Raw genomic sequence first — 22,183 nt, forward strand, 5'->3', positions numbered from 1 at the left:
GGGGGAAAACCCCGCTTCGATACTTACCTGATTATAAAAAATCTTATCACTGAGATGCGCGGCCGGTATACTCGCCCGTTTCAGGATTGATAGTGATAATCTCTCCCTGTTTGATAAAGAGGGGAACCATCACTTTTGCACCTGTTTCAACCTCTGCCTCTTTTTTCGCATTACCGACTGTATCACCTCGGGCAGCATCATCAGTCTGCGTTATTTTGAGCGTCACACTGGCCGGAGGCCGAACACTCAAAGGTTTTTCATCCTGCATGTATACATACATTGTTTCGCCTTCTTTAAAAAACTGAATGATATCCCCGACCATATCAAGCGGGACCTCATATTGATTATATGACTGCTGATCCATAAAAATAGCATTCTCAGCATCTTTATATAGATACTGCATTTCGATACTGTTGACCTCGACGGTTTCAACAAATTCATTTGATTTGAACGTATAGTCAATTGTTTTTCCCGATGATACATTCTTTATTTTGGTTCTCATCAAAGCCGAACCTTTGCCGGGAGAATAAAATTCCGTCTTCTGTACCTGCCAAATATCGCCCTGATACATAATAAACTCGCCTTTTTTAAGATTACCTGCCTGTACTGCCATAAATTGAAAAAAATGCTAATAATTTAAGAAATTGTGATTAATTTCAGATCTTCGATGGATTGTGCATCCAACAAAACCATTCCCAGTCTTTCGACGCCGATTGCTATACCTGTGCTGACTGGAAGTCCTTTTCGCAATGCATCAACAAATCCGCGGTCAATCGGATGATCTATTTTACCAGACTTTTTCCGTTCTTCATATTCATCGGAAAGACGTTTGTCCTGTAAATCAGTGTCAGTCAGTTCCGAATAACAGTTGCCGAGTTCGACTCCTTCTATATAAAATTCAAATCTTTGAGCGGTTTTTCCGTCAGGGTTGGGGGTCGAAAGTGCCGCAAAACAAACCGGGTAATCATACAATACGGTAGGATGTCCGTTTGTACCGAGATGCTGTTCAATTTCCTGAGTGTACATTTGAGACCAGACATCTTCATAAGAAAATCCATTGACTACATATCCTTTTCCCGCTGCCTTCTTTAAAAATGCTTTCGTATCAAAAAGCTCTGACTCAGAAACCGATGCGTATTTCTGAAACGCTTCAGCGACAGTCAGTCCTTCCCAGGAATCAAGTGAAATCCGTTTTCCATTATAAGTTATATGTGTCGAACCGTGAAGTTTTCTGGACACAAATCTAAGCATTTCCAAGACTTCTTTTGCCATATATTTGTAGGTTTCACGGACTTTATAGAGTTCCAGCATCGTAAACTCCGGAAGGTGTTTCGGAGAGTTCGGTTCACTGTTTCTGAAAGAACTGCCGAGATAGTAACAATCCCCAATACCTTCAGCAAGAAGCCGTTTGATAAAAAGTTCGGGAGACGGAGTCAGATACAGTTTTTCTTTGCGATCCATATATCTGAACTCTGTCTCAAACACTTCAAGATAGCTTTCAGGGATAAGTGCCGGCGAGAGGACCGGCAAATCAAGCTGTAGATATCCTTTTGATTGCAGGTATTCATGAACTGCATGTACGTAAGAAATGTACTGTTTATATAAAGAGATATGATCTCCGTGCGTTTTTATGTTCATAAGGAGTTATAACTCACTCTTGAGTTCTTCAATAAGTTTTTTTGCTTTCCCCGAGAGTTTTGTCGGAGTTTTGATTTTGTATACGACGTAGTGATCACCGCGTTGCTTGGAGTTGGGATAAGGCATGCCTTTTTCACGGAGGCGCACGGTCATTCCTGACTGTGTCCCTGGTTTGATTTTCAGTTTCACTTCATCGTCGATTGTTTTTATGGTGACAACATCACCGAGCGTTGCCTGAGGGAATGAGATTTCCTGTTCGGTTATGATATCCTGACCCTGTCGCTTGAAACGGGGATCCGGCTTCACTTCAACAACGACATCAAACTCCGAAAATCGAATTCTTGAACCCGAATCGACACCTGCGGGAACTTTGATTTTATGTTCTTTCCCGTTTATGACCGTCGACTTTGTGACACCTTTGACAGCTTCATCAAAACTCAAGTTCATCTGATAAACTGATCGTGTCTGTCGCTGTGAGCCGTAAGGAGACCGAGCTCCGAAAAACTGCTCAAAAATATCAAACGGATCCATTCCGCCGAAATCAAAATCAAATCCCTGACCTCCCATATTGGTATAGTAATACTGACCACCGAACGGTCCCTGTCCTCCCGGACCTCCTGATGCCCTGGCTCCGCCTGAAGTATAAGCCTGATGACCCATCTGATCATACATCTGACGCTTTTTTTCATCAGACAGGACTCCGTATGCCTGATTGATCTCTTTGAATTTTTTTTCAGCATCAGGTTCTTTATTCCGGTCAGGATGCCACTTCAATGCAAGCTTACGATAAGCGGATTTTATTTCTTTTTGTGTAGCGTTTTTGGATATACCAAGAGTTTCGTAATAATCTTTCATAGATATACAAATAAATGAGGGGCGAAAACGCGTTTTCGCCCCTCAGGTTGTTTCAATTCTGTCTTATTCTACCACTTCTCCCTCTTCAACATCACCTTTCTTTTCGTCATCTTTCTTGCTTTCATCTTTTTTTTCTGATGTACCGGCCTCCTGAGACTGACTTTGATATGCTGCCTGACCGATCTGCTGCAGAGAAGTCGAAAGTTCTTCCGCCTTTTTGTCGATCTCTTCTGCAGAAGACTCTTCTTTCGCAACAAGATCTTTCAGTTCTTTGACCTGTGTTTCAACCTGATCTTTGATTTTTGCGTCAAGTTTGTCACCGGCATCTTTCACGGCTTTTTCTGCAGTGTAAATCAGATGTTCGGCCTTGTTTCTTGCCTCAACTTTTTCTTTTGCCTTTTTATCTTCCTCAGCATGTTCTTCAGCCGCTTTCTTCATCTTTTCAATTTCTTCTTCGGAAAGTCCGGTACCGCCTTTAATGGTAATACTTTGAGATTTCCCGGTTGCTTTATCTTTTGCGGTGACCGTCAAAAGGCCGTTCGCATCAAGATCAAACGTAACTTCTATCTGCGGCACTCCCCGCGGGGCCGGCGGAATACCGTCCAAAGTAAATGTACCGAGAGATTTATTGTCCCGTGCCATCGGGCGTTCGCCCTGGAGCACGTGAATCTGCGTCTGGGTTTGATTGTCCTGTGCGGTTGAGAATACTTCCGATTTTGAAGTCGGGACCGTGGTATTCCGTTCAATAAGAGGCGTCATCACTCCTCCCAATGTTTCAACACCGAGAGTAAGGGGAGTCACATCAAGAAGGACAACATCTTTTGCCTCTCCTGTCAGAATTCCTGCCTGAATTGCGGCGCCGATTGCGACGACTTCATCAGGATTGACTGATCTGTTGGGATCTTTTCCGAAAAACTTTTTGACTTCCTCAATAATTTTCGGCATTCGGGTCATACCTCCGACCATGATAACTTCATTGACGTCTTTTGCTTCGATGCCTGCATCTTTTAATGCATCACGCACCGGTCCAAAACTTTGCTGGATCAGTTCATCTACAAGCGATTCAAACTTTGCACGGGTGATCTTCTGGACAAGATGCAGCGGCTGATTGTCCTGTACCGTAACGTAAGGAAGGTTTATCTCCGCTTCCTGTGATGAGGAAAGCTCAATCTTAGCCTTTTCTGCTGCTTCTTTTAATCTCTGCAATGCTTGGGTATCTTTACGAAGGTCTACACCATGTTCTTTCTTGAATTCATCAGCAATGTAGTTGATAAGCGCCTGATCAAAATCGTCACCGCCGAGATGAGTATCTCCGTTTGTAGCTTTTACCTCAAATACACCGTCACCAAGCTCTAGGATAGTGATATCAAACGTACCGCCACCCAAATCATAAACAGCAATTGTATGTGCGTGAGATTTTTCCAATCCGTAAGCAAGTGCCGCTGCAGTCGGCTCATTCAGAATACGCTCGACTTCCAGTCCTGCGATCTGTCCTGCCTGTTTCGTTGCCTGTCTTTGAGAATCATCAAAATATGCGGGAACGGTAATTACGGCTTTCTCCACTTTTTCTCCGAGATACGCCTCAGCATCTTCTTTGATTTTCTTCAAAATCATGGCTGACACTTCTTCAGGTGTATATTTTTTCCCTTCCACTTCCACAGCAACACGCCCCTCAGCTCCTTCCACGATTTTATACGGAAGAAAATCCTGCTCTTTTTTAACAGCCTTATCGTCAATTCTGCGACCCATCAATCGTTTAATTGAATAAATGGTTTTTGTCGGGTTGAGTACAAGCTGTCGTTTTGCCACGTCTCCGACGATTCGTTTAGTCGGATCTACAACTGAAGGAATGACGTTACGACCTTCCTGAGAATAAATAATTTTCGGTTTGCCTGCCTCCATGACGGCAACCGCTGAGTTTGTTGTTCCTAAATCTATTCCGATTGTTTTTGACATACGTTTAAAATGAAATTATTAATACAGATTGCTTATGATTTTTTACTGACCCGTACTTTGCCCGGTCTTATGATCTGTCCGTCCAGTTGATATGCTTTCTGTAAGATATCAATCACGATATTATCTTCTTTTCCTTCTATCACATCTACAACTTCTGCCGTTTCAGGGTTATATTCAGTTCCCATAAGATCCAGCTCTTTCACACCCAACTCTTCAAGTGCCTTTTTGAATGAGCCGCTTATCATCTTCAGTCCGGGATCCTGATTGAACACTTCCGCCTGATTCAGGTTGTCAAGAACGGGAAGAAGTGTATAAATGATATCTTTTTTGAGTGATACCCTCATCCTCTGCCTCTCCTGATTCATCCGATGCTCCAGATTTTTGTAATCCGCAAGCGCACGTAAATATAAATTTTTGTACTGTTCAACTTCCTGGCTCAGTTCATCGTTTTGCGTTTGTTCATCCTGTACTGATTCTTCCTGAACGGGATGCTTCTCCTGTTTCTGTTTTTTTGACATAGTTCTCATCAAAATAGGTAATTACTCCGAATACTCTTTTATGATGTCCTCAATAAGGTGCGAAAAAAAACGAACCTGAGGAACAATAGTATCATAATGTAAATGCTTGGGACCGACGATACCGATAATACCCCTAGTAGTCGGAGTCTCAAAATCGCCGAAAATACTGGCACAATTGTCAAAAACAGGATCTCTGAAATCCTCCGGCCCCAGGATAAAAAGCAGATCCTGATCTATTACCAAAGCTTGTCTTAAAATCTCTTCCCAGAAATTGATTTCATCCAGTCTGTTAAAAAGAGTTTTTGAGACATCCAGATTGAGGAATTCATCCTGCTCCAAAATGTGACCGATACCCGCATAATACAAGTCACCGGAGTTGGTAGCCACAAGTGAGAGGAGGCCAGTCCGCTGTGCCAACACACGCGCTGCTTGGGACAGGACACGATGTTTTTTTTGTCTTTCATCCCAGATACTGTGTTTATATGCCACCTCGTCTACAGTTGACAACTCCTTTTCACGCATGACGTTGTTGATATAAAAACGATAACCCTTAGGAGAAGGGAGTCTGCCGGAAGAAAAATGAGTTTTCTGCAGGTAGGCTTTTTTTTCCAATGCAACCATTTCATTACGGATCGTTGCCGGAGATACTCCCAGTTTATATTTCTTTTCGATAATCTCCGAACCAACTGCCTGTCCGGTTTCGGTATGCTCTTTAATAATTGCCGTCAGAATATCAATTTGACGTTGTGTTAGTTCATCCATGTTGGTATACAACTAGCGATTAACGAAGAAAATTGCTATAACTTCTATCTTCCGATGATTTTCAAAGACAGAACAAACAATACAGGATATCAGTATCCTATATATTTCTTCATTATTAGCATTAATATAGCAACTCTGCTAATACATGTCAAGCAGATATTATTTTGCAGGCAGAGAATCGACTTCTTGATATACAAGTTCAGATACTTTCTTAATTGTCGCACTCAACCTCGTAAGATCTTCGCCGCTTGTCATGACACAGAGCAAATACGGACGCTCTGGATAATAAACGATTCCGCAATCATGGAGTTGTTGTGTCGCTCTTCCGTCTTCAGTCGTGTATCCTCTTTCTCCGAACTTATGAGCAAGAATAATATCGTCGGGAATCCCCGCACGAAGAGCACTAGTATATTCGACTTTAGAAAGGATACTTAGCGCCTGCTCTGAATACTCTCTTGTAAGGTAAGTGGCATTATACAAAATCCGGAAAAATGAAGCATACTCCTTCACCGTCATAAAATCTTCGGTACTACGTACACCAGGAATAGTAATTCCCAAATCTACATATACCATATCCATATCAGATTGTGGTAACTGACTGATTAATAGGAATTGTGATTGATTATCAGAGTTGATGATCATACGTGAAATCAGGTCAGATACTTTATACTTCTGATTCTCCAATAAGGTTTCCGTAGGGACTATATTCTGGGTAAGGCTAACAGATGCAAAGTCATCCGAATGAAATTCCAAATCCTTTGATAAAAGAGTCGGATCTTTCTCTGCAAGTTTATAATAAACCATCATTACGGGTACCTTTAGAAGACTCGCAGGAGAGAAAGCTTCCTTCTCGTTCACTCCCACCCACGCACCGGTATTCATATCCCGGAAATAGACGGAAACCCTATCAACGTTTTCATTTTTCTCCTCTTCCTCTATTAAATCATTAATTTTGTATTCCAGTTTACGAAACGACGTGAATTCATCATTTTGAAAAAATTCACAATCAAGTATCGGATTCGTGAATACTCCACTTGTCGGATCATGTAAAATCGAAGAAAATATGTGTGATTTTTCTTCAGTAATTGTGTAGATTCTAAAGCCTAAGACCCCAATAAACAGGCCGAAAAAAAACATTGATGCGAGTATAATAAAGTTTTTATACTTTTTAAGGAGATTTATCATAAAAAGATAGATAACAATTTCTCATTATAAAGGAGCCATATTAGAAAGCAATATATCAATTCACATCAGTATGAAACAGCGAATCGGTGCACATCAGTCAACATCAGGAGGTTATCATAAGGCGCTTGAGAGCATTAATACCAAAGGAGGGAATTGTCTTCAAATATTTTCCAGTTCTCCTTTCACGTGGAGTCCGGCTCAGGTTGACAAAAAAACAACTGAGAAGTTCACCGCACTGAAAAACGAGCTTAAGATACGTCCTGTATACTTTCATGCTTTATATCTGGTCAATCTTGCTGATCCCGGCATCACCGGACAAAAATCAGTTGCAGCTCTTACTCATGAACTTGAGCTTGCTGCACGCCTTGAAGTTGTGGGAAGCATCGTGCACACGGGATCTTTTAAGAATAAAGATAAAACCGTTAGCTGCCGGGATGAACAATACTACCCGACTCTCCTAAAAAACATTAAAAAAGTCCTGTCTGAAACTCCTGATAATACCCTACTTATTTTGGAGAATGCCGGCAACAGAAAAATCGGACAAACAATTGATCAGCTTGCAGAAATAGTTGAAGATGTCAATGACCCTCGTGTAAGAATCTGTCTTGATACCTGTCATCTCCATGCAGCAGGATATGATCTCGTGAGCATGGAACAGTTTGAATCTTTCCTTGACGATTTTGAAAAAAAGATCGGGCTCAATAAACTTGAAGTCATCCACATGAATGACAGCCGTGATAAGCTCAATGACCTGCGTGACCGTCATGAAAATATTGGGGAAGGATTTGTCGGACGTGATGTTTTTAAGAATTTTCTGAATCACCCGAAAACCTGTCATATCCCATTTATTATTGAGACACCTGGCTTTGACAGTAAGGGGCCTGATAAAGAAAATATTGACATCCTCAAGAGTTTGATAACGCAATGAAGTATAATAATCCCATGCTACACCTCCCCGAGAAAATCACAGACTTCATGAAGAAATTCCGTGATCAAAATTTTGAAATATTTATTGTCGGGGGAACGGTACGCGGACTTTTGATGGATGTTCCCGTCTCAGACTGGGATTTCACAACAAATGCTAAGCCTGAAGAAATCCGGAAGATGTTCCCGCACAGTTTCTACAATAATACATTCGGAACCGTTGGGATTCCGATAGAAATGGATGATACCCAACACATATTTGAAGTCACAACTTACAGAAAAGAGTCGGGATACACAAACGCACGCCACCCCGACGAAGTGACCTGGTCAGACACTATTACTGATGATTTAGCCCGTCGTGATTTTACTATCAATGCAATCGCATACGACGGAGCACAAACAGTAGATCCTTACAACGGTCAAAACGATATTAAGGCAAAAGTAATTCGTGCAGTCGGTGATCCTGACATCCGGTTCGGAGAAGATGCATTGAGACTTATGAGAGCAGTACGTCAGGCAGCTCAGCTCGGATTTGAGATTGAAGAACATACATTGAAGTCAATACTGAAAAATGCAGAAAAAATAAATCAGATTTCAGGAGAACGTATCCGGGATGAATTTTTCAAACTGCTTGTATCTTCTCACTCCGCAGAAGGGATACTGCTTCTTCGCTCTACGGGAATACTGAAGCATATTCTTCCCGAGGTTGAGAAAAACTTCGATGTTGATCAAAAAAGCCCTGAGAGGCATCACATTTATGACGTGGGAACTCATCTTGTCGAATCACTGCGGAATTGTCCATCGGATGATGTCATAACACGCTTTGCGACACTGATTCACGATATCGGCAAGGCCGAAACATATCGTAAAGATCCGAAAACGGAGATTATCACCTTTTATAATCATGAAGTAGTCGGAGAAAAAATGGCAGCGGAGATTGCGGACCGATTTAAGCTTTCTAAGGATCAAAAGAAAAAACTGGTTCTCCTTGTGCGGCACCATCAATTTACTGTCACGGAAGAGCAGACTGATAAGGCTATCAGAAGATTTATCAGGCAGATCGGAGTTGAGAACATCGATGATATGCTTGCTCTGCGAACCGGAGACCGGCTCGGTTCAGGTTCCAAAGAAACTTCCTGGCGGACAGAACTTTTTAAAAAGCGTCTTGTAGAAGTTCAGAATGTCCCTTTCACAGTACATGACCTGAAAATCACAGGTCATGATGTGATGGAAGTTTTAGGGATCAAACCCGGACCGAAGATCGGAGACATTATGGATCAGATTTTTGAGGAAGTAGATGATGAAAAGATACCAAATGAACGCGAAGCACTTCTTGCTCGCCTGCGGGAACTCAAAAATACAGATCAATAATTCCTTTTTCATAATCCACGAGTGTTTCTTCCCCATGCCCCGGAAATATTCTTGTTTCTACGGGTAGCTTCAGTATTTTTTTAAGTGATTTTTTCAGTTCATCTTTGTCACTATATGAAAAGTCATATCTCCCGATACTGTTTTGAAACAAAGTATCACCGCTAAACAACAATCCCTGATTTTGGAAGTACAGACAGATACTCCCGGGCGTATGACCCGGGGTGTGTATCACCTCAAAACTGAAATCATCGATATTAAATGCTCCCTCAGGAAGATCAGCAGTAAGCCTGACAGGAACAACTGTCGGATCAAATCCTAAAAAATGCCTGGCTGTTTCCGGAAGCCGTTCAAGAAGGAATGTGTCTTTTTTGTTTATGTGAAGTGACAGATGTGGATACGACATCTGTATTTCCCCCACTGCCATAACATGATCAAAATGCCCGTGTGTGGCAATGATTCCGATAAGTTCAAGATTTTGCCTTTGTATTTGTTCAAGAATAAAATCGGCGGAATCGGCAGGGTCGATAAGAAGTGCTTTCCCCTCTTCTTCAAGAAGGTAACAATTCGCCTGCATCTGCCCGAGAGAGAAGGATTGGATTTTCATGATTACTTGCTCAGCCTTCGCTTCTCAAGCCAGACTGCAACCGGAGTTGCAACAAAAGGAGATGAATAAGTACCGGTAATAGTCCCGATAAGAAGCGCAACTGCAAAATACCGGACCGTAACTCCGCCCAAAAGGACAAGGGCAAGGAGCATAAACATGATAGTAAACGAATTATTCAGCGAGCGAACCATCGTGTCAGTCAGTGCTTTATTTGCAAATTCTTCAATATGCCCTACACCATGCTTCTTCCGGTATTCTCTGATCTGATCAAAAACGACAATCGTATCATGAACTGAAAATGACATGGTTGTCAAAAGAGCCGTGACAAACAACGTGTCAAGCTCCGCTCCGAAAAAGTGTGAAATGATTGAGTATGTGCCGACAACGACAAGTACGTCGTGAAGCAATGCAGTAATTGCTGCAAGTGCAAAATTAACATTCCTAAACGCCCAGGCAATGTAAAGTAGGATTCCGACAACGGCAATCCCTGCAGCAATTGCGGTTTTTCTCAATGTTTCAGCACCGATGGTCGGTCCGACCGTTTCGGTACGGATAACCGTAATTTCACTTTCCAGACTGTTTTGCAAAACCTGACGGAGAGAGTCTTCTTTCTGTTCGTCTATTGCAGACAGTCTGATAAAAAAAGTATTATCCGTGCGCTGTTCGAGGGTCACTATTTCCACATCTGATTGCTCCAATACTTCCTCTACCTGCTGTTTCGTCACTCCCGGATTGAATTGATACTCCAGATTGGTGCCGCCTACAAAATCGATAGAGTACACGTACCCCCATTTCCAAATCGAAAACAGCCCGAGCAGAATGACTGTTGCCGATACTGCAGCATATATTTTCCAGTATTTAATAAAATCGAACATAGTCTATTTATACGTATAAAAGGTTTTAATAAGTCTATTTGTGATGACTACACCGGTAAATAGGCTCGTCGCAACTCCGACGGCAAGAGTCAAAGCAAATCCCCTCACTAAACCGAACTGCGGAAGAAATTCCCAATTCAACGGATTAAAGAGAATAAAGGCTACCAGCAATGTGGTGACATTGGCATCTTTAATAGCGTCAATTGCACGACCGAATCCGATTCGGATAGCTGCTTCAAATGATTTTCCCTTTCGCTGCTCTTCCTTGATTCTCTCAAAAATAAGAATATTCGAATCAACTGCCATACCGATCGAAAGAAGAAAACCGGCTACTCCCGGAAGCGTCAGAACGATCGGAATAGCACGGAAAATCGCAAAGGTGATAAGGCCGTAGATAATAAGCCCGATCCCGGCAATAACTCCGAGCCTGCCGTAATAGGCTATCATGAAAGTAAGCACCATTCCCAGTCCGACGATCCCGGCAATAACACTTCTCTGGACTTCTACCGCTCCGAGCGACGGACCGATGCTCCTCTGTTCAACGAGTTTGATCGGAAGAGGAAGCGCGCCTGAATTGATTGCAGTTGCAAGTTGTTTGGCATCTTCTACACGGAAATTTCCGGAGATGACCGCATTCCCGTCCCGAATTTCCTGCTGTACAACAGGTGCAGATATGAGTATCTCATCAAGATATATCCCTACGGGTTCGCCGACATTGCGTTTGGTGATCTCTGCAAACTTCTTTTTCCCCTCAGCCGTAAAATCCAACTGCACCTGAGGCTGACCGTTCTGCTGATCAAAAACGACCGTTGCCTTTGTGACGTCTTTTCCAGTCAGTCCGGTTTCCTGCCTAAGATTCAGAAATGCAAGTCCCGCGCTTTGAGTCGCCTCTTCTTCCGTTTGCTCGCCTTTTTCCTTAAAATGAAGCTGCGCTGTCTGTCCGATCAGAGACGACGCCTGAGCGACATCCGTCACACCCGGGAGATCGACTTCAATCCGATATATCTCTCCTGACTGGACAGTCCTGACAACGGGTTCGGATACGCCGAACATATTGACACGGCGTTCAATAATATCACGTGAAGATGTCAAAGCATCTTCAAGATCTGCAGAAGAAACTTTTGAAGTATCGGCTTCAAAAACGAGATGGCTTCCTCCCTTCAAATCCAAACCAAGCTGAGTTTTAAATTCCTTTCGGATAATCCGATCTCCAAGCTGCATAGTAAACGCAAGAGTCGGGATTCTGGTATTTACTTCACGGCCGAATGCATTAAATCTGATCGGAATCGGACGGGGAAGATCTATCCATAAGATAAGCAAGGCAAGCAGTGCGATAAAAAGGTACTTTATGTATTTCATAATCTCTTATTATTTCAATAGTTCCTCTTCCTGGCCGACAAGCATGATCTTCGGCTGTTTCAGGAATTTCCAAATGAAAGGATCATTATTACGTTTTCTGAACTGAAGTTCATCCTCCTGCATGACGGTATAATTGATATCCCAGCCGAGGTCCTTTTTTGCCGCCTGCATTATACTTTCAACTTCAGGAATGACGACAATACCCACGAGAAGTACATAAATTTCGTCTTCTTTAACTGCGATCTTCTTTGAAAATTTTGTCGATACGGCAATAAATTTGATCTTCCCGAGACGGCTGATATTTTTATAAATCAGCTGAGCAAGCGTCGTCTGCTTGGTAAATATTCTCAGGAACTCATCAAAAAGAGGGAAATTCTTATTAAGAGCATAAAATACTTTATTTGTACGCCGTTCGCGGGTAAGGACTTTGGATTCATGGAGAATATCAAGTTCGCGCTTGACGGCGTTTACCTCTTCATCAGTCAATCTCACAATTTCTCGCAGATAATACGTTTGATCAATATTATGGTAGTAAAGTTCAAGTATTTTCCTGCGTACTTTTGACGGTATGAGATTTTCTAACATAATCGCTTCAATTAATTAGTCCAATTATAATGCTTAATAGGTAACTTTGTTGCCTGAAGGAAGGATCGAAATCCAGATCTGTCCGCGGACAAGATCAATTTCCTTCCCCTTCGAGTCATAAAAACGCATCATATCGGTGGCTTTCGGCTTTTTCCACGTACCTTCTATAGCTTCACCGTTCTGGAAAATAATGGCATCATCGGAACCGATAACATCATACAGCATATGTTCTCCGTGCTCGTAGCCGTCATTTGCGACACTTTCATTTGCAAAAGCAACGATAACATTTTTGGATGCTAATTGTTCTTCCGTATTTTTATCTACATGAGGGTCTCCGCCGTTAACACGCTTGTAGCTATTGGTTACGGCGTCATAATTCCACTGGACTGTATATGCCGAACCCAGGTTGTTGTCCCAGAAGTCATAGTTGATCTTTGCTACATCTCCGCGCGATCCTTCTTTTGCATCATCCTGGAAATTCCACGGTTCCCAGTCTTCGTCCCACGCGACACCATCTTCATCAACGTTTGTAAGGTCTCTATTTTTGGCGGCATAATCCCAGAGCTTCAATGTATTTGTATATACCGTGTGTTCAGTCGCCCGTCCGGGAAGACGATCATAATCCCTCCAGTAATTCGGGAACGGTACGGCAAACTGGTCCATATCATTGTATCCGAACCAACCGAGTTTTTTGATCTCACCCAGGGCATCTGCCGGTCCCGGAGTGTTTGCACCGCCGACATGACCGTAAAGAGGGTTATTGCCGTATCCCTGCAGCAGTCTTATAAAATAAATACGTGCCGATCGCACCGATCCGACAATTTTCGATTCATCGCAGTAATACATAACAAGAAAACGGGTTATTCCGCCTTCCGCGACTGCTTCATGGACGATATCAGCGCTCGACAATCCCGATTGAGGTCTTGCTTCAGTATTGTTTTGTACCATAATACCGAGAGGTCTCCTTTTCTCCCATTTCGCACGCTGATTTTTAGAATACATTTTACCGTTGAGAGGACATTCTTCAGTCTTGGGGGCAGTATCAACAACGTTGCCGTCTGCATCGACGACAGGAGCTTCATATTCAGAAGTATCAACTGTATTTGCACTGAAGTATTTGTAAGATCCGAAACTGGTCACCAGATAAATTACCGCACCGACAATCAATATAATTTTTTTGTTCATGTAAAGGATATCTCAAATAATAATGACTACAGTTACATCTGTATGAACATTGTAATACATTTTTTTATGTGTTTCCTGAAAAAAACAGTGCTCTACTCAAATAAAAAAATTAAGGCTTTGTAAAGCCTTAATTCTCATAAACATTCGTAATTCCCCGTTCCCATAAGACGAAGGTCATTGTAACCTCTTGCATATGGACTGTCAATATGATTAAATGTCATCATGCCTAAGAAAACTAAAAAACAAAAAATCGAGGCACAGCGTCACCGTCTTCAAAAAAAGCAGGAAGTGATCCGACCGACTTCCGTTCAGACAGAGCCAAAGGAATCTACACCCTTACCTGCTGTCCAAAAAAAGCACCCGGAAACAAAACCCGTATTCCTCCAAGAGGAACAGAATACCGCATATTTTCGCAATGATCTTTTGAAATCTCTTATGATTACTATGATTATCGTCTGCGTGCAGGTCGCTCTATATGTAGCGCAAATTTCGGGAGCTATCGATATTACCAATTTAATAACATTTTAATTTCGGAAAGGAGGTGAACAGTATGGACATTGAGTTTTATGACGTAAAAAACCGACGAAAAGTTTCTATTCCTTCTTCACAGGTTGAAAAAGTAACTTATGAAAGAGAAACAAAAAGTGGAGACAAGCAAATTCGTTATGCAGTAAAAGCTGAAAAAGACGGCGTCAAACTGACCAAATTCGTCAGCAAAGAAACATGGGATAGTATTTCATAACTATCTCACTCAACGAGCTCAAAAGTATGGACAATTTCATACTCTGGGTTCGTTGGCTTTGTTATGCTTTTATACAAATGGATTTCCGTAACCGGGAATTCGATTGTAGTGTTCAACCTCTGAAGTTTTTTCCGCAGATGGAAATATTGTTGTTTTGACGGCAATTTATATCTTGCCAGTGTCATATGCGGGATATATTTCTTTTTCAAATCATTTTCCTTCTCCATACTGAAAAGGTCGACCGTCCTCTCACGGATCTTTTCAAAATCTTTATTCCGGCTGAAAGCAAGCCGTAAAATAATTCCCTGATGAACAAACATCCCGGTCTCAAGTGCAAAAAGCCTTGTCGGCTGTATATCAAACGTCGAGCGCTCGATTGCTTCAATAATATACGGCATTTTGTCTTCACTTCGTTCGCCTAAAAAGGCAATCGTCACGTGGTAATTTTTTTGAGGTACCCAGTTGAATTCATGGTAATCCCGTTTCAATCCGTCATACAAAGCATCAAGCTCCGATACGACATTTTCAGGAATAGCCGCCGCAAGAAATAAACGCATAGTAATTCAGTAATTAATAACAGTTATAACGAATTAAGAATTTTTGAAGTTGAAAATGCTTCAAGCAAAGGACTTACCTCCACAACGTCTGCCCCGACAGCCAGCGTCTGCTTTCGTTTCCGCTCAATGTTGGGATCTCCCTTGGTAACCGCAACCAATGACGGACGGATCACTTCAACCATCCGACCGTACTCCTTATCTTCGGTGAAGAAAGGAAGCAGTATAACATAATCAACTACATCCAGACTTGCTAGGATTTCAGCACGCTGCAATTGGGAATGAATGGGAGTACGGTGTTTCCGTTTATTTATCGCCTCATCCGATTCAAGAGCGATTATAAGAATATCTCCACTTGCCTTGGCATCGCGTAAAAAAGAGAAATGTCCGTAATGCATCAAATCAAAACAGCCTCCGCATAATACCGAAATCTTGCCGTCCCACTTATCACGCAAGCTTTCGACACTCTCGTATTTCCATATGTTCTGTTTCATATTACAATTATAACAAGCCAACTCTTCATTCCGTTGTCTTAATCTATCATATGTTGCTGAAAACAGAAATACAGGATACATCACAGAAAGCATTAATTGTCGCTCCGCATGACACTCTGTTTCTTAAAAAACTTAAAAATAAGCTAAAAGAAATGAATTTGGATGTATTTTCAACTTCAACTCCGGTCACGGATTACTCCAAATATGATATCTGTATCTTCGTACAATTCACGGATATTCTCCTGCCGTCAATAAAGAACCTGACTGATACTAAGTTTATTTTTATACTGTTTAATGAATATGAACTTGCTCAGACATATGCTTCGTTTGCATATGAATACAAACTGCAGCACATAAAAATACTGAATCTTGAGACCAGTCCTGCACAGTATGACAAAGATATCGATACTCTTTTCTGGTTTTCCTTTTCCCGGACTGAGGATATATTTCTTCATATCTTCCATCAGCAACCGTTCGAACAAGTCAAAAAATCGAAACCGAAAAAAAAGCCGTTTTCCTGGAAACAATTTCTTACACCCAGAAAACTTGTCTCATTCGGTATAGCATTATTGGTTTTCTCGCAATTTATTTTCATGATTCCTCTTCTCGGAAGTACTGTCTCCCATTATTTCGCTTACAAACAGTTGATTAAAGGGAATGTTGAAACCGCAGAACCGCATCTTGAGCGTGGCAGCGCAATGCTTGCTGCAGGTGAAGGTTTATTTAGTTTTTCTAAACCCGTTTTGTACTTTTTTTCAATCGGTTTGCCGTTTGAGAATCTGATACAACTGAACTCATCGGCATCCGTCATTATGTCCAAAGCATCTGACCTTCAACAGGATGCAAAGTTGCTGGCCGACGGTATCTTTGAAAAAAACAAGTCTGATCAGGATGTGACCGAACTCATAGAAGCAAAAGAAAGGCTGAATTCAAATGTTACTGATGTCCGGGAACAAATCGACCTGCTGGAAAATAAGATGCCCACCTGGAATGCACAGCTGACTGACGCAAAAGAAAAACTCAGGAAGATTGATCAGTCTCTCGGTTTTTATGAATCGATCGGTCCTCATCTGGATACTCTTCTTGCCCGTGATACGGACAAAAAATATCTTCTGTTATTTGCCAATAATATGGAACTCCGGCCGGGAGGTGGTTTTATCGGATCATATGCTATTGTTCATGTTTCAAATTACACAATCGGTGATATACAGGTCTACGACGTGTACGATGCCGACGGACAGTTGACATCACATATCGCCCCGCCCGAACCGATTTCAAAATTTATGGAGCAACCGTTCTGGTATCTTCGTGATTCGGCATTTACGGGTGATTTTATCGACAATTTCACTCAGGCAGAGGAATTCCTGGAAATTGAAGTCGGAGAAACGGATTTTGACGGAGGACTGCTTCTCACAACAACGGCAGTGAAAAATATTTTGAGTACTGTTGACAGTCTGTATATTCCCGATTATCGAGATACCATTACCGCAGAGAATTTTTATCTGAAAGCACAGCTATATGCCGAAGAAGAGTTTTTCCCCGGATCGATACAGAAAAAAAGCTTTTTATCCGATGTAATGGATCAGATGCTTTTGCATCTGGCAGATGCCGATATGGAAGCGCTCTTTTCAAATATTAAAGATTCACTGAATCAAAAGCAGCTGGTTTTGTACAGCAAAGACCCCGGGCTTCAATCGGTTTTTGAGGAACAGTACTGGTCAGGACGTATGTTGTCACCAAGCTGTACCGTATCAGATCACTGTATTCCTGATTATGCTTACCAGCTGGACGCCAACCTCGGTGTCAACAAAGCAAATTTTTTCGTCCAGCGGCCGACTTCTCTGAAGGTTTCGATTGATTCCTCGGGAAAGATAGTGAACACGCTTTCAGTTATGTATTCCAATGACTCCAATCAGGGGGTGTTTCCCGGGGGAACCTACAAAAATTATTTTCAGGTTCTTCTTCCTCCGAATTCATTCATCCAAAGTGTAACGGTGGACGGATCTCCGGTTGAGGAATATGATGAAACCAATTTTACCTACAAGACTGTCGGTTTCCTCCTAACTGTTGAGCCGCAGGAAAAACGGAAAGTCGAGATCATATACCGTCTTCCGACAACTATTATCCAGGGAGCAGGAGTATATCAGCTAATCCTGCAGAAACAGATCGGCTCTCCGAATTATGATCTGCAGTTTGCTTTTGAGGTGCCGTCAAACATTTCGGTGACCCGACATAATCTTTCTCCTCTTGCAGAGAGTGATAAAATCCTCTATAATACCTCAGTTTCATCAGATAAGATTTTCCTGATAGAATTTACTAAAAACCAATAATGACCCAACCACAACCAGCTGAGAAAGTCGTCTTGGAAGCACAAGCACGAGAAACGTTCGGCAAACAAACACGCAAACTTCGTAAAGAAGGAATGATCCCTGCAAATATTTTCGGGAAAAGTTTTACTTCCGTTGCATTGTCAGTTGATGCAAAGGTTTTTAATAATCTTTTTAAATCTGCTGGTGAAACGACAGTCATTTACATCAAAGTCGGTGATAACGATTATCCGACCCTTGTTTCGGATATCCAGTATCATCCGGTTACGGAAGAAATTCTTCATGTAGACTTCCGGAAGGTCAACCTGAAACAGAAAGTTGAAGCACGTGTGCCTCTGCATTTTATCGGCGTATCCGAAGCTGTCGAACGAAAGAACGGAGTTCTTCTCACTCAGGTAGAGGAAGTAGTCGTCAGTGCACTTCCGACCAATATTCCCCATGCTATCGAGATCGATATTTCGGTTTTGAAAGAAATCGGCGACGCTATCCGTGTCTCCGATCTTGCCAAATCTGACGCGTACGAAGTTGATGAAGATCCTGAAATGCTTATCGTTTCAGTGACCGAACACGTCGAAGAAGAAATTGAACCAGAGACTACAACAGAAGCTCCGGAAATCCTGACAGAAAAAGAAGGTGAAGAAGGAGCTGAGGGCGAAGGAGCTGCACCTGCCGAAGCCGGAGAGAAAGAAGAGAAATAAAGACAATCTCTTTCTATCATCTGGTACCTCTTTTTTGGTATAATCCCTTCATATGAAACAACTCTCAGTCATTGATACTCTTGACCATATTGATGAAGAAGTAGAACTGTATGGTTGGGTTGATACCAAGCGCGATCACAAAAAAATTATTTTTATCGATCTTCGGGACCGGACCGGCAAACTCCAGGCTGTCGGTGATGAGAGCCTCCGTGAACTCACCCCTGAATCAGTAATCCTTGTGAAAGGTCTTATCAAGAAAAGACCCGAACGTCTGATAAATCCGAATATACCGACAGGCACTATTGAAATGGAAGTTAAGGGATTTGAAATTCTCAACAAAGCCCAAACTCCGCCTATCCCGCTTGATTCGGAAGGATATGATATCGATGAAGAACTTCGTCTCAAATACCGCTATCTTGATCTGAGAAGGAAACGATTGGGAGAAACCTTAAAGCTGAGATCAGATTATATTCATGCTCTTCGGGAAGCACTGCACGAGAAAGAATTTACCGAAGTTGAGACTCCGATGCTTACGAAATCCACTAAAGAAGGGGCCCGTGATTTTTTGGTCCCCGCAAGACTGCAGCCGGGGAAATTTTATGCACTACCGCAGTCACCTCAGCAGTACAAACAACTCCTGATGGTCGCCGGTGTTGAAAGATATTTTCAGTTTGCACGTTGCATCAGAGATGAAGATCTGAGAGCCGATCGCGGATTTGAGCATACTCAGCTTGACCTTGAGATGAGTTTCGTCAGCCGCGATGATGTCATGCAGACCGTAGAAAGTATCGTCAAATATGCCGTCAAAGCAGTCGGAGGCAAACTCCAGAAAGACACGTTCCCTGTATTTGATTATGCAGATGCCATGAAGCAATTCGGTGCTGATAAATTTGATTTACGAACTGAACAGGAGAAAAAGGACGGAGTCCTCGCTTTTGCCTGGGTCATAAATTTTCCCTTCTTTAAGAAAGTTGACACCGAGGATAAAGCAGAAGTCGCAGACGGAAAAAGCGGATGGACGTTCACACACAATCCGTTCAGTATGCCGCTACCCGAACATCTCGAGTGGCATATGAAGGGTGTGAATATTGATCGGATTATGACAACACAGTATGATCTTGTCTGTAACGGTTTTGAGGCAGGCGGGGGAAGCATCCGAGCACATAAACCTGAAATTTTGGAAGCAACATACAAAACAATGGGTTACTCAAAAGAGGAAACTGAAGCAAGTGTCGGACACATGCTTGAAGCCTTCAGATACGGAACTCCACCGCACGGCGGAATCGCCCTCGGGATAGACCGTCATGTCATGGTTTTGAAAAACGAGCGATCTCTCAAGGAAGCAATTGCATTCCCCATGAGTTCGAGCGGCAAAACGGCAGTAATGGACGCGCCTTCCGTCGTTGATGAAAAACAGCTTGCAGAACTGGGTATTTCCGTGGACAATAAAGAATAACGAGATATCTGTTATCTCGCCATTATTAACTTTTAACCGTGTAATCGTGCCATTTCGATTCTATTTTTTCTTCCTGTTTGCCACATTTCTGACCCTTTTTTATCCCGGAGACTATCCGTATTTTCAGCTTTTGGCATACAACAGAGAAACGTTTGCCGAACTGAAAACAACGGAACAATATACCATCCATCCCATACCCCAAGTCAGCCAATCCTTCCCTCCCTATGTGACAGCGGCGGGTGTTTATATTGTCGAATATGATTCATTTACCCCCATTTATAAAAAGAATGAACATGCTGAATTTTTCCCGGCATCAACTACAAAAATCATTACCGCCCTTGTTGCCAATGATCTTTATAGCGCTCAGGACATCGTGACGGTAAATCAGCCGCATATCGAAGGCCAGGTCATGGGGCTTGTTCCGGGAGAAAAAATTACGGTTGAAAATCTGCTGTACGGAGCACTCGTTCATTCCGGAAATGATGCTGCCTATGCCCTTGCTGACGGAAAAGGTTTCCGCTTTTTCGTTGAAGAAATGAACAATAAGGCACAGACACTCGGGATGAAAAACTCTCACTTTACCAATCCTGCAGGACTTGATAACATCCAGCAAAAAACAACTCCGTTTGATCTGAGTATCGCAGCACGTGAACTCCTGAAAAACCCGTATCTCCGCAAAATGGTCGGAACCAAGGAAATCATCATCTCAGATGTAGATTACAATACTTTCCATACACTGACGAACGTCAACAAGCTATTGGGTGAGATTCAGGGGCTGGGAGGTTTGAAAACCGGATACACAGAAGCTGCCGGAGAAAACCTTGTCAGCTTTTATCGGCACAACGGACATGACTATATCATTGTCGTTATGAAAAGTGATGACCGGTTCCTTGATACGAGAGTTCTGGTTGATTGGATAAAAAATAATGTGACGTATATCGATCCTCCGCTTTCGGCTTATTGAAGAGCTTCATCTGCCACCGCTGTAACGTATGCCACAACACGGTTTTCTCCTAAGAAGACATATACCGGCTGAACATATTCCTGATATGTATCCGGTTCATAATATGCCATAAATACCTTTTGGATTTTGACTTCACCGTTTGCTGCACCTGCCGAAACCACCATTCCTTTCCCTTTTTGAAGATCGTCCCATGCCTGTTGTGCCGATCTGAGCGGATAGAGCCCGACCTGATCCGGAGACATTTCAAAGTATGAGATTCTCGCCCGTATCGGTCGGTTATCATCTCCTCCGGTCAGAAACAAAACATAATTCGGACTGTTGTAATAAGTGGAAGTTACAACGGGAAGCCCGTCAATATCTTCGGGAAAAAAGTCTACCTCTGCCATATTGGATCCTGCCGGATTGTTGAGAGTTGCGACCTCCCGTGTCGTGGGATCCAGACGCATATATATGACGTTTTTGTCTCCGAGAGAAAGCGGCGTCGGATACCGCCCGACATTTGTCAGAAATGCCGTCGCATCTGAGACTACCGTGGATTCAAGGTTCGGGTCAACTACCGTATCGACATTGTCCGCATCAGTCACCTTATAATCATAGGTGAAGTTGAACGTCCTGATATCAATAGACATCTTCCTGACTCCGTCATCAAATACTGCCGTTTTATCCTGCAGCTGATGCTGGATAATATCGGTATCAATTCCGGCAGCTTTTGCCATCGCATATATTTTTGCCAGAAATCCGAACGTTGCAGTTTGTTGAGGTACGAAATAGACATTAGCAGCAGATGTTGCTTCATCGACATTCGGAGTACCGTCCAGAGTATCAAGCACCCACGTATAGTTTGAAGACGGCTTTGCATCCGTGATTTGAGGACGTTTGATAGGTCCGAAGATCTGATCTGTCGCAACTGGTGTCGTATCGGCTACAGGTTTCGGAGCAGTTGATTGTATTTCTAAATACAAAAGAAGCAGCCTGAAACCAAATACAAAAATCAGAATAACAAGACCTGTAATGATCCCGACAGGTGCAAATTTTCTGGTGTAGTAACTGACTTCAGTAAGTGTCATGTACTCATGATAGCAGAAAGCTCACAGGAGCTAAAGGTCATCATTCATTCTTACTTGAGTACAC

Annotated in this window: 23 protein-coding genes; 8 read left to right on the plus strand and 15 right to left on the minus strand. The window is 42.5% G+C overall.

Annotated elements, in window-relative coordinates:
- Positions 1 to 46: 46 nt before the first annotated feature.
- From efp to IPM65_00140, 7 genes are all read right to left on the minus strand, one after another.
- Positions 47 to 613, minus strand: a complete 567-nt coding sequence (efp, locus tag IPM65_00110) for an elongation factor P (protein QQS44003.1) — start codon at positions 611 to 613, stop codon at positions 47 to 49.
- 23 nt (positions 614 to 636) lie between these two features.
- Positions 637 to 1,638, minus strand: coding sequence for a hypothetical protein (locus tag IPM65_00115; protein QQS44004.1), 1,002 nt, complete (start codon positions 1,636 to 1,638; stop codon positions 637 to 639).
- Positions 1,639 to 1,644: 6 nt separating this feature from the next.
- The gene (locus IPM65_00120; GenBank protein QQS44005.1) at positions 1,645 to 2,493 is read right to left on the minus strand and encodes a DnaJ domain-containing protein; all 849 of its coding nucleotides are present in this window, start codon (positions 2,491 to 2,493) and stop codon (positions 1,645 to 1,647) included.
- 63 nt (positions 2,494 to 2,556) lie between these two features.
- On the minus strand, positions 2,557 to 4,449 hold the full coding sequence (gene dnaK / locus IPM65_00125) for a molecular chaperone DnaK (protein ID QQS44006.1): 1,893 nt from the start codon (positions 4,447 to 4,449) through the stop codon (positions 2,557 to 2,559).
- 32 nt (positions 4,450 to 4,481) lie between these two features.
- Complete coding sequence (locus IPM65_00130) at positions 4,482 to 4,967, minus strand: nucleotide exchange factor GrpE (GenBank protein ID QQS44007.1); 486 nt, start codon at positions 4,965 to 4,967, stop codon at positions 4,482 to 4,484.
- Positions 4,968 to 4,988: 21 nt separating this feature from the next.
- On the minus strand, positions 4,989 to 5,729 hold the full coding sequence (locus IPM65_00135; protein QQS44008.1) for a hypothetical protein: 741 nt from the start codon (positions 5,727 to 5,729) through the stop codon (positions 4,989 to 4,991).
- Between the two features lie 159 nt (positions 5,730 to 5,888).
- Positions 5,889 to 6,866 carry a serine hydrolase gene (locus tag IPM65_00140; protein ID QQS44009.1) on the minus strand — a complete coding sequence of 326 codons (978 nt, stop codon included), beginning with the start codon at positions 6,864 to 6,866 and terminating at the stop codon, positions 5,889 to 5,891.
- A 118-nt stretch (positions 6,867 to 6,984) separates the two neighbouring features.
- Here IPM65_00140 and IPM65_00145 point away from each other — a divergent pair, with 118 nt between their 5' ends.
- Together IPM65_00145 and IPM65_00150 are read left to right on the plus strand one after the other, a co-directional pair.
- On the plus strand, positions 6,985 to 7,842 hold the full coding sequence (locus IPM65_00145) for a deoxyribonuclease IV (protein QQS44010.1): 858 nt from the start codon (positions 6,985 to 6,987) through the stop codon (positions 7,840 to 7,842).
- Between the two features lie 14 nt (positions 7,843 to 7,856).
- Positions 7,857 to 9,209: a CCA tRNA nucleotidyltransferase gene (locus tag IPM65_00150; GenBank protein QQS44011.1), complete on the plus strand. Its 1,353-nt coding sequence runs from the start codon at positions 7,857 to 7,859 to the stop codon at positions 9,207 to 9,209.
- Here IPM65_00150 and IPM65_00155 read toward each other — a convergent pair.
- Genes IPM65_00155 through IPM65_00175 form a run of 5 tightly spaced genes read right to left on the minus strand, consistent with a single transcriptional unit; the run spans position 9,190 to position 13,817 of the window.
- On the minus strand, positions 9,190 to 9,813 hold the full coding sequence (locus IPM65_00155; GenBank protein ID QQS44012.1) for an MBL fold metallo-hydrolase: 624 nt from the start codon (positions 9,811 to 9,813) through the stop codon (positions 9,190 to 9,192). The two genes, IPM65_00150 and IPM65_00155, sit on opposite strands and share 20 nt — an antisense overlap.
- 2 nt (positions 9,814 to 9,815) lie before the next feature.
- The gene (secF, locus tag IPM65_00160) at positions 9,816 to 10,688 is read right to left on the minus strand and encodes a protein translocase subunit SecF (protein QQS44013.1); all 873 of its coding nucleotides are present in this window, start codon (positions 10,686 to 10,688) and stop codon (positions 9,816 to 9,818) included.
- A 3-nt stretch (positions 10,689 to 10,691) separates the two neighbouring features.
- Positions 10,692 to 12,047 carry a protein translocase subunit SecD gene (gene secD / locus IPM65_00165; GenBank protein QQS44014.1) on the minus strand — a complete coding sequence of 452 codons (1,356 nt, stop codon included), beginning with the start codon at positions 12,045 to 12,047 and terminating at the stop codon, positions 10,692 to 10,694.
- 9 nt (positions 12,048 to 12,056) lie between these two features.
- Positions 12,057 to 12,632: a hypothetical protein gene (locus tag IPM65_00170; GenBank protein QQS44015.1), complete on the minus strand. Its 576-nt coding sequence runs from the start codon at positions 12,630 to 12,632 to the stop codon at positions 12,057 to 12,059.
- A 33-nt stretch (positions 12,633 to 12,665) separates the two neighbouring features.
- Positions 12,666 to 13,817: a DUF3048 domain-containing protein gene (locus IPM65_00175; protein ID QQS44016.1), complete on the minus strand. Its 1,152-nt coding sequence runs from the start codon at positions 13,815 to 13,817 to the stop codon at positions 12,666 to 12,668.
- 222 nt (positions 13,818 to 14,039) lie between these two features.
- Here IPM65_00175 and IPM65_00180 point away from each other — a divergent pair, with 222 nt between their 5' ends.
- Both IPM65_00180 and IPM65_00185 read left to right on the plus strand, forming a co-directional pair.
- Positions 14,040 to 14,345: a hypothetical protein gene (locus tag IPM65_00180; GenBank protein ID QQS44017.1), complete on the plus strand. Its 306-nt coding sequence runs from the start codon at positions 14,040 to 14,042 to the stop codon at positions 14,343 to 14,345.
- Between the two features lie 22 nt (positions 14,346 to 14,367).
- Positions 14,368 to 14,559 (plus strand): hypothetical protein, encoded by a 192-nt coding sequence (locus tag IPM65_00185; GenBank protein ID QQS44018.1) that lies wholly within the window; start codon positions 14,368 to 14,370, stop codon positions 14,557 to 14,559.
- Positions 14,560 to 14,564: 5 nt separating this feature from the next.
- On the opposite strand, the gene thpR is transcribed toward IPM65_00185, so the two are convergent.
- Both thpR and IPM65_00195 read right to left on the minus strand, forming a co-directional pair.
- A complete protein-coding gene (gene thpR / locus IPM65_00190) occupies positions 14,565 to 15,116 on the minus strand; it encodes an RNA 2',3'-cyclic phosphodiesterase (GenBank protein ID QQS44019.1) in 552 nt (183 codons plus the stop codon).
- A gap of 23 nt (positions 15,117 to 15,139) precedes the next feature.
- A complete protein-coding gene (locus tag IPM65_00195) occupies positions 15,140 to 15,607 on the minus strand; it encodes an adenylyltransferase/cytidyltransferase family protein (protein QQS44020.1) in 468 nt (155 codons plus the stop codon).
- A 50-nt stretch (positions 15,608 to 15,657) separates the two neighbouring features.
- Here IPM65_00195 and IPM65_00200 point away from each other — a divergent pair, with 50 nt between their 5' ends.
- Genes IPM65_00200 through IPM65_00215 form a run of 4 tightly spaced genes read left to right on the plus strand, consistent with a single transcriptional unit; the run spans position 15,658 to position 21,052 of the window.
- Positions 15,658 to 17,937, plus strand: a complete 2,280-nt coding sequence (locus IPM65_00200; protein ID QQS44021.1) for a DUF4012 domain-containing protein — start codon at positions 15,658 to 15,660, stop codon at positions 17,935 to 17,937.
- Positions 17,937 to 18,632, plus strand: a complete 696-nt coding sequence (locus tag IPM65_00205; protein QQS44022.1) for a 50S ribosomal protein L25 — start codon at positions 17,937 to 17,939, stop codon at positions 18,630 to 18,632. Before IPM65_00200 ends, IPM65_00205 begins: the two co-directional genes overlap by 1 nt.
- Before the next feature lie 52 nt (positions 18,633 to 18,684).
- Positions 18,685 to 20,088, plus strand: a complete 1,404-nt coding sequence (locus IPM65_00210; GenBank protein QQS44023.1) for an aspartate--tRNA ligase — start codon at positions 18,685 to 18,687, stop codon at positions 20,086 to 20,088.
- On the plus strand, positions 20,039 to 21,052 hold the full coding sequence (locus IPM65_00215; GenBank protein ID QQS44024.1) for a D-alanyl-D-alanine carboxypeptidase: 1,014 nt from the start codon (positions 20,039 to 20,041) through the stop codon (positions 21,050 to 21,052). The genes IPM65_00210 and IPM65_00215 overlap by 50 nt, the downstream gene beginning before the upstream one ends.
- Here the strand turns inward: IPM65_00215 and IPM65_00220 are convergent.
- Positions 21,046 to 22,119, minus strand: coding sequence for a hypothetical protein (locus IPM65_00220; GenBank protein QQS44025.1), 1,074 nt, complete (start codon positions 22,117 to 22,119; stop codon positions 21,046 to 21,048). The two genes, IPM65_00215 and IPM65_00220, sit on opposite strands and share 7 nt — an antisense overlap.
- Between the last annotated feature and the right edge of the window lie 64 nt (positions 22,120 to 22,183).

It is taken from the genome of Candidatus Roizmanbacteria bacterium (genome assembly GCA_016700135.1).
Taxonomy (GTDB): Bacteria; Patescibacteriota; Microgenomatia; order UBA1406; family GWC2-37-13; genus UBA1450.

Excerpts from the sequence above, each read along its gene's own strand:
- IPM65_00115 (QQS44004.1), bottom strand. The coding sequence starts at position 1,638 with ATGAACATAAAAACGCACGGAGATCATATCTCTTTATATAAACAGTAC.
- IPM65_00185 (QQS44018.1), top strand. The coding sequence starts at position 14,368 with ATGGACATTGAGTTTTATGACGTAAAAAACCGACGAAAAGTTTCTATT.
- IPM65_00215 (QQS44024.1), top strand. The coding sequence starts at position 20,039 with ATGAAAAACAGCTTGCAGAACTGGGTATTTCCGTGGACAATAAAGAAT.
- IPM65_00130 (QQS44007.1), bottom strand. The coding sequence starts at position 4,967 with ATGTCAAAAAAACAGAAACAGGAGAAGCATCCCGTTCAGGAAGAATCA.
- secF (QQS44013.1), bottom strand. The coding sequence starts at position 10,688 with ATGTTCGATTTTATTAAATACTGGAAAATATATGCTGCAGTATCGGCA.
- IPM65_00140 (QQS44009.1), bottom strand. The coding sequence starts at position 6,866 with ATGTTTTTTTTCGGCCTGTTTATTGGGGTCTTAGGCTTTAGAATCTAC.
- IPM65_00155 (QQS44012.1), bottom strand. The coding sequence starts at position 9,813 with ATGAAAATCCAATCCTTCTCTCTCGGGCAGATGCAGGCGAATTGTTAC.
- IPM65_00150 (QQS44011.1), top strand. The coding sequence starts at position 7,857 with ATGCTACACCTCCCCGAGAAAATCACAGACTTCATGAAGAAATTCCGT.
- IPM65_00200 (QQS44021.1), top strand. The coding sequence starts at position 15,658 with ATGTTGCTGAAAACAGAAATACAGGATACATCACAGAAAGCATTAATT.
- IPM65_00120 (QQS44005.1), bottom strand. The coding sequence starts at position 2,493 with ATGAAAGATTATTACGAAACTCTTGGTATATCCAAAAACGCTACACAA.
- IPM65_00170 (QQS44015.1), bottom strand. The coding sequence starts at position 12,632 with ATGTTAGAAAATCTCATACCGTCAAAAGTACGCAGGAAAATACTTGAA.
- IPM65_00135 (QQS44008.1), bottom strand. The coding sequence starts at position 5,729 with ATGGATGAACTAACACAACGTCAAATTGATATTCTGACGGCAATTATT.
- efp (QQS44003.1), bottom strand. The coding sequence starts at position 613 with ATGGCAGTACAGGCAGGTAATCTTAAAAAAGGCGAGTTTATTATGTAT.
- IPM65_00145 (QQS44010.1), top strand. The coding sequence starts at position 6,985 with ATGAAACAGCGAATCGGTGCACATCAGTCAACATCAGGAGGTTATCAT.
- IPM65_00220 (QQS44025.1), bottom strand. The coding sequence starts at position 22,119 with ATGACACTTACTGAAGTCAGTTACTACACCAGAAAATTTGCACCTGTC.
- IPM65_00175 (QQS44016.1), bottom strand. The coding sequence starts at position 13,817 with ATGAACAAAAAAATTATATTGATTGTCGGTGCGGTAATTTATCTGGTG.
- thpR (QQS44019.1), bottom strand. The coding sequence starts at position 15,116 with ATGCGTTTATTTCTTGCGGCGGCTATTCCTGAAAATGTCGTATCGGAG.
- secD (QQS44014.1), bottom strand. The coding sequence starts at position 12,047 with ATGAAATACATAAAGTACCTTTTTATCGCACTGCTTGCCTTGCTTATC.
- IPM65_00180 (QQS44017.1), top strand. The coding sequence starts at position 14,040 with ATGCCTAAGAAAACTAAAAAACAAAAAATCGAGGCACAGCGTCACCGT.
- IPM65_00195 (QQS44020.1), bottom strand. The coding sequence starts at position 15,607 with ATGAAACAGAACATATGGAAATACGAGAGTGTCGAAAGCTTGCGTGAT.
- IPM65_00205 (QQS44022.1), top strand. The coding sequence starts at position 17,937 with ATGACCCAACCACAACCAGCTGAGAAAGTCGTCTTGGAAGCACAAGCA.
- dnaK (QQS44006.1), bottom strand. The coding sequence starts at position 4,449 with ATGTCAAAAACAATCGGAATAGATTTAGGAACAACAAACTCAGCGGTT.
- IPM65_00210 (QQS44023.1), top strand. The coding sequence starts at position 18,685 with ATGAAACAACTCTCAGTCATTGATACTCTTGACCATATTGATGAAGAA.